Source organism: Rouxiella chamberiensis (assembly GCF_026967475.1).
GTDB classification, from domain to species: domain Bacteria; phylum Pseudomonadota; class Gammaproteobacteria; order Enterobacterales; family Enterobacteriaceae; genus Rouxiella; species Rouxiella chamberiensis.
The window spans coordinates 3,668,899-3,683,709 of record NZ_CP114058.1 but is presented as its reverse complement, the minus strand read 5'-3'; the positions used below and the strand labels follow the sequence as shown (position 1 = coordinate 3,683,709).

General features: G+C 52.1%; 13 protein-coding genes and 2 pseudogenes. 8 read left to right on the top strand and 7 right to left on the bottom strand.

Going from position 1 to position 14,811, the window contains the following annotated elements; translation table 11 throughout:
• Positions 1–37 precede the first annotated feature (37 nt).
• Positions 38–85 (top strand): small protein SpfP, encoded by a 48-nt coding sequence (gene spfP, locus O1V66_RS22005; protein WP_071892919.1) that lies wholly within the window; start codon positions 38–40, stop codon positions 83–85.
• Positions 86–259: 174 nt separating this feature from the next.
• Here spfP and yihA read toward each other — a convergent pair.
• Positions 260–903, bottom strand: a pseudogene (gene yihA / locus O1V66_RS17090) (ribosome biogenesis GTP-binding protein YihA/YsxC).
• 584 nt (positions 904–1,487) lie between these two features.
• On the opposite strand from yihA, the pseudogene yihI reads away from it, so the two are divergent.
• The 3 genes and pseudogenes from yihI to hemN all read left to right on the top strand — a co-directional run bounded on the left by yihI (position 1,488) and on the right by hemN (position 4,727).
• Positions 1,488–2,020 (top strand): annotated as a pseudogene (gene yihI / locus O1V66_RS17085) (Der GTPase-activating protein YihI).
• Between the two features lie 401 nt (positions 2,021–2,421).
• Positions 2,422–3,105, top strand: coding sequence for a response regulator transcription factor (locus tag O1V66_RS17080; protein WP_045049700.1), 684 nt, complete (start codon positions 2,422–2,424; stop codon positions 3,103–3,105).
• Positions 3,106–3,353: 248 nt separating this feature from the next.
• Positions 3,354–4,727: an oxygen-independent coproporphyrinogen III oxidase gene (gene hemN, locus O1V66_RS17075; protein ID WP_045049699.1), complete on the top strand. Its 1,374-nt coding sequence runs from the start codon at positions 3,354–3,356 to the stop codon at positions 4,725–4,727.
• Positions 4,728–4,825: 98 nt separating this feature from the next.
• Here hemN and O1V66_RS17070 read toward each other — a convergent pair whose 3' ends face one another.
• From O1V66_RS17070 to O1V66_RS17060, 3 genes are all read right to left on the bottom strand, one after another.
• Positions 4,826–5,959 (bottom strand): L-dopachrome tautomerase-related protein, encoded by a 1,134-nt coding sequence (locus O1V66_RS17070; protein ID WP_045049698.1) that lies wholly within the window; start codon positions 5,957–5,959, stop codon positions 4,826–4,828.
• A gap of 165 nt (positions 5,960–6,124) precedes the next feature.
• Positions 6,125–6,817, bottom strand: coding sequence for an RraA family protein (locus tag O1V66_RS17065; RefSeq protein ID WP_045049697.1), 693 nt, complete (start codon positions 6,815–6,817; stop codon positions 6,125–6,127).
• 3 nt (positions 6,818–6,820) lie between these two features.
• Positions 6,821–7,801 carry a hydroxyacid dehydrogenase gene (locus O1V66_RS17060; protein ID WP_045049696.1) on the bottom strand — a complete coding sequence of 327 codons (981 nt, stop codon included), beginning with the start codon at positions 7,799–7,801 and terminating at the stop codon, positions 6,821–6,823.
• Positions 7,802–7,895: 94 nt separating this feature from the next.
• Between O1V66_RS17060 and O1V66_RS17055 the strand changes: the two genes are divergently transcribed.
• The 4 genes from O1V66_RS17055 to O1V66_RS17040 all read left to right on the top strand — a co-directional run bounded on the left by O1V66_RS17055 (position 7,896) and on the right by O1V66_RS17040 (position 10,831).
• The gene (locus O1V66_RS17055) at positions 7,896–8,786 is read left to right on the top strand and encodes a LysR family transcriptional regulator (protein ID WP_045049695.1); all 891 of its coding nucleotides are present in this window, start codon (positions 7,896–7,898) and stop codon (positions 8,784–8,786) included.
• Positions 8,787–9,215: 429 nt separating this feature from the next.
• Entirely contained in the window at positions 9,216–9,650 is a 435-nt protein-coding gene (locus tag O1V66_RS17050) for a DoxX family protein (protein ID WP_045049694.1), read from the top strand.
• Positions 9,651–9,742: 92 nt separating this feature from the next.
• The gene (locus tag O1V66_RS17045; RefSeq protein ID WP_269127917.1) at positions 9,743–10,204 is read left to right on the top strand and encodes a GlcG/HbpS family heme-binding protein; all 462 of its coding nucleotides are present in this window, start codon (positions 9,743–9,745) and stop codon (positions 10,202–10,204) included.
• Positions 10,205–10,375: 171 nt separating this feature from the next.
• Positions 10,376–10,831, top strand: a complete 456-nt coding sequence (locus tag O1V66_RS17040) for a GlcG/HbpS family heme-binding protein (RefSeq protein ID WP_045049692.1) — start codon at positions 10,376–10,378, stop codon at positions 10,829–10,831.
• Positions 10,832–10,934: 103 nt separating this feature from the next.
• Here O1V66_RS17040 and O1V66_RS17035 read toward each other — a convergent pair whose 3' ends face one another.
• From O1V66_RS17035 to glnG, 3 genes are all read right to left on the bottom strand, one after another.
• Complete coding sequence (locus O1V66_RS17035; RefSeq protein WP_045049691.1) at positions 10,935–11,618, bottom strand: TerC family protein; 684 nt, start codon at positions 11,616–11,618, stop codon at positions 10,935–10,937.
• Positions 11,619–11,626: 8 nt separating this feature from the next.
• Positions 11,627–12,916, bottom strand: coding sequence for a CitMHS family transporter (locus O1V66_RS17030; protein ID WP_269127916.1), 1,290 nt, complete (start codon positions 12,914–12,916; stop codon positions 11,627–11,629).
• Positions 12,917–13,397: 481 nt separating this feature from the next.
• Positions 13,398–14,810: a nitrogen regulation protein NR(I) gene (glnG, locus tag O1V66_RS17025; RefSeq protein ID WP_045049689.1), complete on the bottom strand. Its 1,413-nt coding sequence runs from the start codon at positions 14,808–14,810 to the stop codon at positions 13,398–13,400.
• Position 14,811: the final 1 nt, after the last annotated feature.

The following is a 14,811-nucleotide window of genomic DNA, read 5'->3' as shown; positions in this document are numbered from 1 at the left end:
ATGAGGTAAAGTCTCAGACGTAGGGTACAGAGGTAAGATGTTCTATCTTTCAGACCTTTTACTTCACGTAATCGGATTTGGCTGAATATTTTAGCCGCCCCAGGCATTTATGTCTGGGGCGTTTTTTATTGGGCTTTTGGTAAGATTTTCTGAAGTTTTGCTGCTATTTCCACAATCGCATCAGACCTGTTTCTCTACATGGCGCGCATAAAAAAGGGCAGCCGAGGCTACCCTGTTTTTTACGTTGCGACTGTCGGACTTATTCGTCTGCAAGCCCTTCTTCCAACACTTCCGGTGGAATTTCGCTAAACCAGCTGTTCAGCTTGGCCTTCAGTTTATCCACACCGGTTTTTTCAGGGACGAGAAGGTTTCAACCTGAATATCACCCATGAATGACTCCACTTCTTCACGCACCAGTTTCAGCTGCTTTTGACGAGCGCCCGAAGCCAGCTTGTCCGACTTGGTCAGCAGTACCAGCACAGGCGTGCCGACATCTACGGCCCACTGAATCATCTGCTGGTCGAGATCTTTCAGAGGGTGGCGAATGTCCATCAACACCACCAGACCTTTCAGGCAGTTACGCATTTGCAGGTATTCGCCGAGTGCGCGCTGCCATTTGCGTTTCATCTCTTCCGGTACCTGCGCGTAGCCGTAGCCCGGCAAGTCGACCAGACGAACACCTTCTTCGACCTGGAACAGGTTGATAAGCTGGGTACGGCCCGGCGTCTTACTGGTACGCGCAAGGCTTTTTTGCTCGGTCAGCGTATTGAGCGCACTGGATTTCCCGGCGTTTGAACGACCAGCAAAGGCGACTTCAATGCCCACATCACTCGGTAGATGCCGGATATCCGGGGCACTGATGACGAAATGAGTCATATGGTAGTTGTAGGTTTGGCTGGTCAAAACGTGTGTCTCCGTGAGGCGTCAGTATCTGGCTGGCGATTATAGCTGTATCAGAGGCGCGATGTGTTTCTGTTTTACACACTGCATGGTGAAAAATCATTCAAAGAAATGATAGCAGTTGCGATTTCTGCCATTAAGCTGTGAGAGTTTTGCCATTTTTAATGCGAGCTAAAACGCGAGTTTTTATACTAAAACAATAATTATCAATGAAATTCATTACGTTGCTGGTGGCTTGTCAAATCTGCCTCCCAGGCTTTGCGGCGGTATCTTGAGCCTTTAGCGCGTTAGGGTAAAGTTTTATTACACGATGAACGCAAGACGGATGCACGGACGAGCAGGCGTTGAGGGAGGTTTGGAACGCATCGTGGCTGCACGGACTTAACGGAAAATTCGCCGTGGAAGGCGACTCAGGCAACGGAAAACAGGGACATGATTGCCGCACATGGACAGCTGTGTACTAAAATTCTTCCATTGGAAAAAATAAAAAGGTGACAAGGTTAACTTGTTGCCTTTTTTCTTTGTTCGCTTTCTGCTAGATTCCGCCGCAATTCTATACTAAATGAACACACCTAAGAGTAGATGCTATGAACCAGTCAGCGAAAGCACCGCGTGCCAAAGCCGCGACGTCTAAAACGAAGAAAAAAGTCGCGTTGAGCTTGATATCGAAGCGCGCGATCGTAAGCGTGACAACAAACATCGTGGCCACAAACCAGGCTCACGCGCCAATCCTGATGCCGACAAAAACAAGTCTGGCACGGCGGGCAAGAAAACCGATCCTCGTATCGGCAGCAAGAAAGCCGTCCCCTTGATAGTCGAGACGGTCTATAAAGAAAAACCAAAAGCGCAAAAGGCCGAGAAGCCGAAGAAAGACGCTGCGCCAGTCTTGCCGCCGGAAGAAGAACTGACGCTGCTTGAAAACGACGCACGCCTTGATTCTCTGCTGGATCTGCTGGACGAAGGGAAAACCCTGAGCGCAGAAGATCAAAGCTATGTTGATCAAACGTTGGACCGCATCGACGTCCTGATGGAATTGCTGGGCATCGAGCTTGGCGATGAAGACGACGAAGACGAAGAGCAGGGCGAAAACATGTATCGCCTGCTGAAAGGCGGCAACTGATTTACCGCGTCTAGTCATAAAGCCTCTCGGCAGAGCATCTGTCGAGGGGCCATTGTGCCACGCCTTTCTGGCTTGGCCCTTTCAATCATTTCAGTCGATACCGCAACGCCCTTTTTTCTTTAATTGCCTTGTTATAATCCTCTTAAACTTTCTTCTCTATCTCCCTACTTGATAAAATTCTTTTGAACATCCGTAAACAAAGCACGCTATTTTATAATTCATATGAATATATAAGTTTATAAAATAAAGTCTTAATTATTGATAGAAGTGAAGATCAATCAATGGGAAACCAGATAAAGGTTTAATTAAATAATCACGCGCCTCGCCAGTGTAATCAGTTATATTTATGACTTCGATTATCTGTTTAAAACCTTTGACTCAGGGATGTGAAGAAAAGGGCTATGAGCATAAATATTGTCGTTGCCGAAGAGTTGCAGTTGGTCAGAAAGGGGATTTGCTGTCTTATCAACAAAATGGTCAATCTCAACACGGGCTCAAGGTCTGCGCTGCCGCCTCATGTCGTCGATACGGGCAGCCCCGGCGAACTCGTTACCCTGCTGGCCGCAAACCGCATCGATCTGCTGATTTTGGGTTATTCCCTAAATACGCAAGCATCGGGTAAACCTATTTCCACGCTGGATGGCTACGGATTAATTAAATGGCTCGCCAGAAAATATCCACTTCTTAAAATTATCGTTATCTCGCCCTATAAACATTCTGCCATTATGCGCGCGATTCTCGATATGGGCGCGGCAGGTTATATCACAATGAACAGCTGTGAAAAAACGCTGGAGCAGGCCATCGTTGCCGTGATGAATAATGATATATATGTTAAGAACGGATTAATGAAAGCGCTATTTAAAGGCGGTGATCTGAGTGGAAAAGAGATGTCGCTAAGAGAGATGGAAGTGCTGCGCCTGCTTCTGAAAGGGCTCAGTTTTAACGACATCGCTGAGCAGATGAATCTTAGCCCGAAAACGGTAAGCGCCCATAAACTGCGGGCAATGAGCAAACTGGAAGTGCATTCGGATTGCGAACTCTATTGCCTGTTGACGCAAATCAGGTTATTTAACCCCTCTTTCTAAACTCTTTTTCAAGCCAGATTGATGAATATCATTGTATTGGTCATCACCTCATTCTTCGTGTGTTTTGTTGCCTGCCTGTTGGGTAGACTTAAGCGCCTGTCGAACCAGAAGTCACGCCTGCGCAGGGTTGGCCTTGCACCCTCCCGCAGACAACCGCTTCTGCCGCGACGGTCGGAACGGCGTCGTCAGCGCGACAGCCGTGAACGCCCCTAGGTTTTCGGGCCTTTCAGCAGCATTCTGGAGTCGGCATGTCGGCAGCGTCTATCGAATGGGATACGGCCATGATTCAAAAATATAACGGGTCCGGGCCACGTTACACCTCTTATCCTACCGCGCTGGAATTCAGCCCCGACTTTCGACAACACGATTTTTTACGCGCCGTTGCACGTTTTCCCGACCGCCCCCTTTCTCTGTATGTCCACATTCCCTTTTGTCATCGCCTTTGCTACTTCTGCGGATGCAACAAGCAGGTGACGCGCCAGCAGCATAAGGCGGAGGCGTATCTTGACCTGCTTGAAAAAGAGATAGCGCATCGCGCCGTGCTATTTCGTGGCCGCAAGGTCAGCCAGATGCATTGGGGCGGCGGGACACCCACCTTTCTCGACAAAAGACAGATAAGCCGCCTGATGACGTTATTGCGCCATCATTTCGATTTCTTGCCTGCGGCCGAATTATCACTGGAGATTGATCCTCGCGAAATCGAGCTGGATGTACTGGATCATTTACACCGCGAGGGTTTTACTCGTCTGAGCATGGGCGTGCAGGATTTCAATAAAGACGTGCAGCAAGCCGTGAATCGGGTGCAGGATGAAACCTTTATCTTTTCGCTGATGGCGCGCGCGAAAACGCTGGGTTTCAGTTCAACCAACATCGACCTGATTTATGGACTGCCCAGACAAACTGCCGAAAGTTTTGCCCTTACGTTGCAGCGCGTGGCGGTATTAAACCCTGACAGGCTGAGTGTATTCAATTACGCGCATATGCCGAGCCTGTTTGCAGCCCAGCGCAAAATAAAAGTAGAGGACTTACCCGATGCCGCAACTCGCTTGCGCATTTTGCAGGAAAGCACGGCCTTTCTGACGGCATCCGGCTATCGGTTTATCGGCATGGACCACTTTGCCCGGCCCGATGACGAACTGGCCATTGCGCAAAAAAACGGGGTGCTGCATCGCAATTTTCAGGGTTACACCACGCACGGCGACAGCGATTTACTGGGGCTTGGCGTGTCGGCAATAAGCATGATCGGGAATACCTACGCACAAAATGAAAAATCGCTGAAAATCTATGCCTCACAGGTGAATTCTCAAGGGCAGGCGATGTGGCGTGGGTTGGCGATGACGGTGGATGATTGCGTACGGCGTGACGTAATTACGTCGCTGATGTGCCATTTCAGTCTGGATTTCGGCGCTATCGAAAAACGGCATCGGCTGAGTTTTCCTGATTATTTTGCCGAAGACCTGCGAATGCTCGCGCCGCTGCAACAAGACGGGCTGGTGGACATAAAAGATAACGGCTTAACGGTTACGCCCAAAGGCCGATACCTCATCCGCACTCTCTGCATGTGTTTCGATATTTACCTGCGTCAACAGCTCAGACAGCGGCAATACTCGCGTGTCATCTGATTTTTTGCTGATTTTTCTCTGAGTTTTTCCTGAGAATAAAAAAACAGCCGCGTTGCGGCTGTTTTGCGTAACACCTTGCTGACTTCAGCACACGTCGATTACGAGTGGTCGAGTGGTGAAGGTTTGATTGGCAGAGGCAGCTTGTACATCTTGACCGGATATTCCACCGTCGATGCTTTACCGCCGGTGGTCGCCGGTGTGCGGTTGATCTGACCGGACGGCATCCACAGTGCGCCATCGGTTACCCACATCGCATCAATCCACACCAGACGCGGATCGGAGATAACGGTTGAAACCTTGCCTTCCGGGGTAATACGCTTGATGGAACGGGTGTTGATGTCCGACGCGTAGATGTTGCCTTCGCTGTCAATGGCCGTACCGCCGGTGCTCCAGGTATCAATCACTTTCTCGGCATGCTTGTTCACTTCGCTGGCCGGCAGTGAATCATCGTTCAGGTAACGCGTTTCGATACGCGCCAATGGACCCGGAATCGCCTGGTAATACAGCCATTTGCCGTCTGGAGAGACTTCCAGCTGGTCCAGACCTACACGTTTCTCCTGGCCGTTTGGCAGAATCAGTTTCTTGCCGTCGGCATAAATAGGGTCGTGGTCAATCGACAGCGGCTGATTGTCCAGCACGCGGTGTGCCTTGCCGGTATCCAGATTCAGCACGACCAGACCGACTGCGCCCGGATCGGTCATATAGGCGTAATGACCGTTAAAACGGACATCATCAATGTAGCTGGCGGTCTTCTGTACCGGAGGCTTGATCAGGTAGGTTTTAACCACTTTGTTGGTCGCCGGGTCAATCTTCACCAGCTTGGCACCGCCATCGACCGATTTTGCACCGGTACCGATTCCAGTATTACCCGCATCAACAGCCCAGAGATTGCCATCGGGACCGATGCGCAGCGCATTGACGTGAAGGAAGTGGTGTTCAGGATCGGACGGTTTCCATTGATTCCATTCTGCGTCGGGATACGGCGTAACCTTGCCGTTTTCGCCCACTTCACCCAGTTGCAGACCCGGTCCTTCGGATTGCGTAAAGGAAGCAAAAATGCGTCCGCCGGTAGTGACCGTAAGCCCGTTCCAGACGTGGGTCGAGGTGGCTACCTGCTGTAAACGCGCATCCTGCTGCGTCGGTAACGTTGGGGGAAGTGTGTCTTTGGCCTGTAATCCGCCAGCCAGTAATAGACCTATTGTGAGGCTCATGGTTTTTAACACGAGTTTCATGTCCGCTCCTTTTCAAAATAATACACAGAGGTTGATACGGAGTTCGCGTGGGGACAGAAGAATTTCCCTTGTCCAGACCGCGACCCTGCAATGCTGCTTGCGTCTCTTTATGCAGCAAAAAGGGGTGTTGCCACCCCAAAGATAGTTTAAATATTTTTATATTGCTTAGACTGGGCAGCCTTTGGCGCGCAGTAAGCTGTTGAAACGCTCAGGATCTGTGGTGCCTGACGCGTTATGCGCTCTAATCTCTTCTTCACGCTGCGCGTGTTTTTGCACCTTCGGCAACAGGTCATCCAGTTCCGCGTAAGGAATGGCAATCACGCCGTCCGCATCACCGACAATCAGGTCGCCCGGGTTGACGATAAGACCCGCGCAGGAAACCGTTACGTTCACCTGGCCCGGACCGTCCTTGCTTGGCCCGCGCAGGGTATTGCCACGTGCGAACACGGCGATGCCGCCTTCCGCCCACTCGTTCAAGTCACGGATAGCGCCGTCGATGACGAAACCGGCAATCTTTTTGGTCAGCGCCGAAGTGCGCATCAGGCCGCCTATCAGCGCCTGTGTCAGGTCGCCGGAACCATCAACGACGATAACGTCGCCCGGTTTTGCCATCTCGATGGCCTTGTGAATCATCAGGTTATCGCCTGGACGTACCTTGACGGTCAGTGCCGGTCCACAAAGCACCGCTTTGCTGTCTGCGTGATAAGGTTGTAACCCAAGGGCGGCAACGCTGCGGCCCATACAGTCGCCGATGTTCGGGACCGGCAGACGGCTGAATGCCTCGACCGTGGCAGAGTCAGGCACATGGTCGCGAGAACCGATAAAGTAGCCAGCTGGCCATTCGCTGCGAGAAGTCATTCGTTACTCTCCTTTATTCAAAACTTCAGGATTTACACAGGCGCGCGCGTTGATCCGCTGCTGTTGTAAAAAGTCCAGACACTGCTGCGCGGCGGAACGTGCCACGGCATCCAGTGCTTCAGGCGTCGTGCCGCCGATATGCGGAGTCATGACGATATTGCTGAATTGACGGAAGGGATGGTCAAGAGGGAGTGGCTCTACGGCCACGGTGTCGAGACCGGCCGCGGCGAGTTTGCCGTCAGTCAACGCCTGCGCGAGAGCAGGCTCGTCGATAAGCTCACCGCGAGAGGTATTGATAACGATAGCGCGTGGCGGCAGCTGAGCCAGCGTGTCGGCATTCAGCATCAGGCGTGTCGCCTTGTTGACCGGGCAGTGCAGGCTCAGCACGTTGCTGTTTTTCAGGAGTTCCTGCAAGGTTGCATACTGCACGGCGTCGGAAGAATCGGTTCCCTGAGGAATGGCCGGATCGAAGAAAGCGGTACGCATGCCGATGGCCTTGGCGATGTGCGCCACGCGACGACCAATCTCGCCGTAGCCGACCAGACCCAGCGTCTTGCCATAAAGCTCGATGCCTTCGCTGCTGCGCGTCCAGCGGCCTTCGGCAATTTCATGCTGGAAGAACGGCAGTTGACGGGCGGCGCTCAGCATCAGGCCCACCGTCAGTTCGGCGACCGACTGGGCATTGGTTGCCGGGGTCGTCAGAACAGGAATAGCGCGCGCAGTCGCGGCGGCGACGTCGATGTTGGTCACCCCCACGCCGTGCTTGCAGATAATTTTCAGCGAAGGGCAGGATTCAATTGCCTTGGCAGACAAGGTTACCGTGCGGGAAATCACGGCGTCATAGGCATGGGTTGCCATCAACTGTTCGACTTCCTGTCCGTCGTTGGCATTTTGCAGGTAATCCACTTCGCAACCTGCGTCCGCCAAAACCTTGCGGCCCGCCGCGCCAAGGGCCGGTGCGGTCATCAAAAACTTATAGGTCATACGCTACTCCAGTGCTATTTTTACCCATATTGGCACTGTTAAAAGATAAATCATAACGCCTGAATTTTATTTATTGATTCCTACGAGGAATGGAATGGAACTGAAATACCTACGCTATTTCCTGGCAATTCAGGACACAGGACATCTGGGACGTGCCGCGATAACCCTTGGTATCACTCAACCCGCACTGACAAAATGCATCCAGAGACTCGAGAAAATCTACAATACTCGACTGATTTTAAAGGTCGGTAGAGGGATTCGTTTGACCGAAGCGGGGTTGCTACTTTGTGAGCGAGCTCAAAGAATCGTACAGGATATGGAAGTCACCCAGCGCGACATGAGCGCGTTGGCCGAAGGCACCGCCGGGCATATTCGTCTGGGGGCTGCGGCGACGGCGGCCGAATTCATGCTGCCGCAACTGGCAAAGCGCCTGCTCGAAGAAGCACCCAGTGTGCGGCTGGACGTCAAGGTCGGCATGAATGATCTGCTGCAAAGTACGCTGCGCGAGAAGCAGCTCGACATTATTCTGGGTTTTCTGCCTGAAAAGAGTAACGAGTTTATCTCGCGTCCTCTGCTCGACGATCCGGTGGTGCTGGTGGCCAGCAAGGATCACCCGCTGGCCGGAATACACCCGAACTCGGAACAGCTCGATCAGTACAACTGGCTGCTGCCGTCCAAGAAAGTGGCCACACGTCAGTGGCTGGAGCAGCGCTTGCGGGCAGGGGGTTATCCGCCGCCGCGTATCCAGATTGAAGCCAACTCCATTGCCACGCTGCATTCGGTCATTGTCGAAACCAATCTGTTGAGCTTTGTTTCGCGACGCGCGCTGGAAGAGATTCAACCGGCCATTCCGCTGGTGGAAATCCCGATGCCGCTGCTGGTCATGCCGCGTACCTTTGGCTTGCAGTTTCACTCCTGGAGCGAATTGTCGCCGGTCGCGCGCCATTTTGTGCAGATAGCCGAGAAGATTTGGAATTATCAATAATCGCCCTCTCTAAAAGAAAGGTTATTGCGTTATAAGCATCGCAGAGACACGGATCAATAAATAATTAGTCACGGCAACCAATAAAAAACTATTTTGTGAGCGCGCCGAGGTTTTCGCTTATACAAAAAGTGCCTATTTATTCTCTGGGCAGAATTTCCCGGAGAATAATTCCCTTTCCGCCGAAATAAACAACAATTAAATAATTCCCCTCAGTGATAAATAACCAGAGTGAAGGTTATCGATAACCGATTGATACTGTTTTCAAACGTGTCAGCGTGATAAAAATGTATTACAAATGTTATCGGTTGGTGAGTTTTAATTTTCTGCAATGTCAATTTATCCTGCCGGATTTCAAATCACAGCTAATAATACTGTCGTTGGGAAGACGAAGGGATACACCCATTTATTATTAACGTAGCGAAATAAAATATGAATAAATCTTCAGATCTGGCTTATGTCGTAGCGCGTATTTTGGCCGTTGGGCTGTTTTTTGCATCAGGTGCCGATAAAATTGTTCATTATTCCGACAACGTTGCGCTCATGGCGCAAAACAATGTGCCCGCGTTCTTCCTGCCGCTGGTCGTTCTGCTTGAGGTCGGTGGCGGTATTGCCATTGCCTTTGGTTTCCTGACGCGCTTCACCTCTATCTTTATGGCCGTGTTCTCTATTGTCGCCGGTTTCCTGTTTTATCAGGGATACAGCCACGCCCACCTGATGGTCTGGCTGAAAAATGCTTCCTGCGCTGCCGGTTTCCTGCTGCTGGTGGTAAACGGTCCGGGCCGCTGGAGTCTGGATTACCTGATTAAGCAAAAGTTTGGTAACAAAAATAATAAAATCAACGGCATGAATAAGAGTGCGGCCTGATATTCTGCTCGATATCCGACGTGGCGGGCGACGATTTTCGTGCCCGCATAATGTGTTATAAAAAGTGAGATTTGCTATGAAGAAAGTAACTTGTGCACTACTGGTATCTGGACTGCTGGCCGGTTTTGCCGCACAGGCAGCGGAAGACGGTATCACCCGCGGTTCCTGTACTGACCCGCGATCAGGCCAACGTCTTGCTGCAAAAAGCGGAAGATACCATTAAATCGCACCACATCGGCGGCGCAGTTGCCATTGTCGATGCTGCCGGTCAACTGATTACTTTTGACCGCCTTGACGGTTCAACGCCGGCCAATATTGCCCTGGCACCCGAGAAAGCCAAAACCTCCGCTTATTTCGGTCAGCCTACCGATACCTATCAGCAAAAAATTGCTCAGGGAAATTTGAATATTTTGGGCAACCCACGTATTTTACCTTTTGGCGGCGGTATTCCTATTAAACTGGATGGCCAGGTTGTCGGCGCTATTGGGGTCAGTACCCCTAATGGCGATGTGGATAACGAAGCCGCCAAAGCCGCATTAACTGCGCTGAAATAAAACGTTGAAATAAGACTCTCAGGTTTTACCGTCGTCTCGCATTATTAATTGTTCATATTAAATGAGACGGCGGCTGTTGTATCAATCACATTATTTATCTAGTCATTTTCATCCTGCTCTTACTTTCCATATTATTAATGATATAGGGGTTTTACCGTGAAGAAATTACTGATGTTGGCTGCTCTTTGTTCCCTTGGCAGCCTGAGTGCCTTTTCCGCCAACGCCACCATGACCCAAACTATTCTTTCTTACAGCGATGCGGAAAAGCTTATTTCCGTCGCGACTGAAAAAGCCGAAAGCCTGCATGCCAATGTCTGTATCGCGGTACTGGATCAGGCAGGTCAACTGCTGGCCTTCAAACGTATGGACAACGCGCCGGTAGGCTGCATCGACTCCTCCATCCTGAAAGCTCGTGCCGGTGCGCTGTATCATACGCCAACCGACAAATACATGGGCCGCGCCAACGGCACGGAGCCTGCCATCGCCACGCTGCCTGGCATGGTGCCATTGGGCGGCGGTAATCCGGTGATGTTCAAAAACAGCGTTATCGGTTCTGTGGGAGTCAGCGGCTCCGCCAACCCGAATGAAATCGCGATTGCCCAGACCGCCGCCGAGAGCTTCAAGTAATCAGGCAATAAGGTCCGGATAAACAAAAACCCCAGCGGAATTTCCTCTGGGGTTTTCTTTTTAAGCGCAATGGCATCTTTTCAGTGCGGGGAAGGCGCGAAAATCAGCTGCTTCTTTCTGCAAGCTTGCCCTTACCCATGCCAATCAAGAGTACCAGCACCGCGCCAACGATACCGCCGATGGTAGGCAGATGATTGATGGTCGCCATTTTCAGATGCGCAATCGCCGGGTCTTCGACCAGCATGCTGCCTGCAATCCAGCCAATCAGCGCACCACCCAGCATCACCACCGCCGGGAAGCGGTTGATAATCGCCAGCACCAGCTTGCTGCCTGCCACGATGATAGGAATACTGATAACGACGCCCAGCGCCACCACCAGGAAATCGCCTTTACCGGCAGCAGCCACCGCCAATACGTTATCCAGTGACATCACCACGTCGGCCACCACGATAGTCATTGCCGTTTTCCAGAGGCTGGTGGCGCTCTTGATATCGCTCTCTTCGTCTTCGTTGGCGACAAGCTTGATGCCAATCCACAGCAGCAACAGTCCACCGACCAGCTTCAGATAAGGCAGGTTCAGCAGGCTTACCGCGACAATCAACAAGACCACGCGCGCCACAATCGCACCAATCGTACCGATGACAATCGCCTTGTTGCGCTGATGGGCGGGCAGTTTACGGCAGGCCATCGCGATAACCACCGCGTTGTCACCGCCCAGCAGCAGGTCGATTACAATAATTTGGAGCAGGATGACAATGAAATCCCATTGATCAAATAACCAGGTCATAAAACACTCTATGCAGCGTAGAAAGGGAAGATCCCGGTAAGCAGGGAGACTGCAATCAGTATCAGGCTGCTTACCAGAGACCATTTAAAGGTGAAGTACTGATTCTCCGAATAATCGAGTTTCAGCATGCTCACCACCAGATAGGTCGATGCCACCAGCGGGCTCAGAATATGCACCGGCTGGCCCATCAATGCCGCGCGCGCCATTTCGATAGCGGTAATGCCATGATGTTTGGCGGTATCTGCCAGCACCGGCAGCACGCCAAAATAGAACACATCGTTGGACACAAGCCAGGTCATCGGAATGCTCAGCACGGCAGTCACTACGGCCATGTACGGACCCAGAGCTTGCGGGATAACGTTGAGCAGGGCACTGCCCACCGCATTAACCATCCCCGGTTCCGTGAACACACCGGTAAATACTCCGGCGGCAAAGATAAGGCTCGAGACGGCAAGAATCGGTGGAGCATGTTGTTCCAACTGCTCTTTTTGTGCCGTCAGGTCCGGGAAGTTAACAATCAGCGCCAGACAGGCCGCAATCATGAACAGATAGCTTAACGGCAACACTTCGATACATAAACCAATTATCAACAAAATGGTTAAAGCCCAATTAAAGTAGAAGGTTTTTGCGCCGCGACTGCGGTTTTGATCTTCTATGGCATGTTCGAAGTTGATATTGAGGGTCGGTCCCAGACGTGCGCGCTCGCGACGGCCAAAGATATAGGCCAGCACGAAGGTCCAGATGGCGCTGGCTATCAGCGCGGGCACCATCGGCACAAACATCTGGCCGATGTCTACGTGCATCGAGGTGGCGGCACGCGCGGTCGGACCGCCCCACGGCACCATGTTGCCCAGTCCTGACACCTGAAGCAGCAGGCAGCAGACCATCGGCAGCGAAAGCCCGAGGCGTTTGTAGATAGGCAGGAAGGCCGACAGCACGATGATGTAGATAGTGGCACCATCACCGTCCAGTGCGACGATAAAGGCCAGCAGAACCGTTCCCAGGAAGATTTTTACCGGGTCGCCTTTCACCATCTTGATGACGCGTTTTACCAGCGGGTCAAACATACCGGCTTCGGTCATCACCATGAAATACAGCATCGCAAAAATAATCATCACGCCGTTGGGCGCAACCATGCGAATGCCATCCATCATGTATTTGCCGATGTTGGCGTAGAAGCCACCAATCAGCGCAAAAATGGTGGGAATAATGATCAATGCGGTCAGGGCCGACAGCCGTTTTGTCATCAGGCAAAAGATAAAGAAAACGAGCATCAATATACTCAGGGTCACCAGCATCGCTTCATTCCTCTGTAGGGGAGAGATAAAAAATCGGTCATCACAGCTATTGTTAGCTGCTTGTTTCTTTTGGGTTATTTCTAAAGATTATGTCAGTAACACTGCGTTAAGAACCGCATCTGGTTTTATGGATTGATTCCTGCAGGGAATGATAAATGCTTCAAAATATGTTGAAAATTTAAACTAAAAACGTACCGTTAGGTTCGAATTGCCCTGTCGACCTTGATAATAGGGACTTTTAAGAAAATTCGCAGCAGCCGTGCAGGGGATTTTCGCGGTAACAGAATGTTTTTGAGCGCGGTTTAGCAGGGTAAACCGTGTATCGAGTTTGTGAGCAAGGACAAATAAATCGCGCGGGTGAAAGGGCGGCAGGACGGGAAAAAGGCAAAAAAAAGCCCGGCTTTAGGGGCCGGGTCTCCTTTTTGGCAGGGAATGCGTGCCGCGAGCCGGCACCTTTTCCCTGCTTTTTACAGCGCGGAATTTACTCCATGCCCAGCTCTTTGAGCTTGCGGGTCAGCGTGTTTCGACCCCATCCCAGCAGACGTGCCGCCTCCTGCTTGTGACCTTGCGTATGACGCAGCGCAGTGGTCAGTAGAGTACGTTCCATCTCGGGTTGGGCTTCCGACAGCAGGTTTTGATGACCGGAACGTAGCGCGCGATCGGCCCACTGCGCCAGTAACGTAGCCCAGCTGTCCGGCAGACTTTGCCCGCCGGTTTCCGGCGCGCTGCTTTCAAACAGTTCAGGCGGGAGATCCTGAATCAAAACTTCCTGACCGGCGGCCATGACGGTCAGCCAGCGACAGGTGTTCTCAAGTTGACGCACGTTACCCTGCCAGGGCAGACGCGTCAGCGCCGTTTCCGTTTCGGGATGCAGGTTTTTCGCCTCGACTCCCAGCTCTTTCGCCGCCACTTGCAGGAAGTAGCGCGCAAGACGTGGAATATCTTCCCGGCGTTCGCGCAGCGGCGGCAGATGCACACGAATCACGTTAAGACGGTGGAACAGGTCTTCGCGGAATTTGCCTTCCTGAACGCGCAGCTCCAGATTCTGGTGGGTAGCGGCAATAATACGCACATCGACTTTTACCGGCGCATAGCCGCCCACGCGATAGAACTGGCCATCGGCAAGCACGCGCAGCAGACGAGTTTGAACGTCCATCGGCATATCGCCGATTTCATCCAGAAACAGCGTGCCGTTGTCGGCCTGTTCAAAACGGCCCTGACGAATCTGGTTCGCGCCCGTAAAGGCCCCTTTCTCGTGACCAAACAGCTCGGACTCGATCAGGTCTTTGGGAATTGCCGCCATGTTTAGCGCAATAAACGGTGCTTTGGCGCGCGGGCTGTGGCGATGCAGCGCATGGGCAACCAACTCTTTACCGGTGCCGGATTCGCCGTTAATCAGCACGCTTATTGATGACCGGGAGAGACGACCGATAATGCGAAAGACGTCCTGCATCGCCGGTGCTTCGCCGATGATATCCGCCGTAGGGCCGCTGGCCGGTTGGCTGCGCGCAGGCTGCTGCTGCTCCTGATAGTGACTTATCGCGCGCTCGACCAGCGCAACGGCTTCGTCGATATCGAAAGGTTTCGGCAGATAATCGAACGCACCCTGTTGATAGGCGCTGACCGCCGCGTCCAAATCCGAGTGCGCGGTCATGATGATGACCGGCAGCATCGGGTGACGTTGCTTGATTTGCTTTAACAGCGCCAACCCGTCCATGCCGGGCATGCGAATATCCGATAACAAAACGTCGGGGGTTTGAGTCGCAATGGCTTCCAGCACTTCATTGCCGCTGTCGAACGTGGTGCAGTTCAAGCCGGCTCCAGTGAGCGCGCGTTCAAGAACCCAGCGGATGGAGCTATCGTCATCGACGATCCAGACTATCCCTCGTTGCATA

What these genes read in the sequence shown, in the direction of transcription:
- O1V66_RS17080 (WP_045049700.1), top strand. Translation starts at nt 2,422, where the DNA reads ATGAGCATAAATATTGTCGTTGCCGAAGAGTTGCAGTTGGTCAGAAAG.
- hemN (WP_045049699.1), top strand. Translation starts at nt 3,354, where the DNA reads ATGTCGGCAGCGTCTATCGAATGGGATACGGCCATGATTCAAAAATAT.
- O1V66_RS17070 (WP_045049698.1), bottom strand. Translation starts at nt 5,959, where the DNA reads ATGAAACTCGTGTTAAAAACCATGAGCCTCACAATAGGTCTATTACTG.
- O1V66_RS17065 (WP_045049697.1), bottom strand. Translation starts at nt 6,817, where the DNA reads ATGACTTCTCGCAGCGAATGGCCAGCTGGCTACTTTATCGGTTCTCGC.
- O1V66_RS17060 (WP_045049696.1), bottom strand. Translation starts at nt 7,801, where the DNA reads ATGACCTATAAGTTTTTGATGACCGCACCGGCCCTTGGCGCGGCGGGC.
- O1V66_RS17055 (WP_045049695.1), top strand. Translation starts at nt 7,896, where the DNA reads ATGGAACTGAAATACCTACGCTATTTCCTGGCAATTCAGGACACAGGA.
- O1V66_RS17050 (WP_045049694.1), top strand. Translation starts at nt 9,216, where the DNA reads ATGAATAAATCTTCAGATCTGGCTTATGTCGTAGCGCGTATTTTGGCC.
- O1V66_RS17040 (WP_045049692.1), top strand. Translation starts at nt 10,376, where the DNA reads ATGTTGGCTGCTCTTTGTTCCCTTGGCAGCCTGAGTGCCTTTTCCGCC.
- O1V66_RS17035 (WP_045049691.1), bottom strand. Translation starts at nt 11,618, where the DNA reads ATGACCTGGTTATTTGATCAATGGGATTTCATTGTCATCCTGCTCCAA.
- O1V66_RS17030 (WP_269127916.1), bottom strand. Translation starts at nt 12,916, where the DNA reads ATGCTGGTGACCCTGAGTATATTGATGCTCGTTTTCTTTATCTTTTGC.
- glnG (WP_045049689.1), bottom strand. Translation starts at nt 14,810, where the DNA reads ATGCAACGAGGGATAGTCTGGATCGTCGATGACGATAGCTCCATCCGC.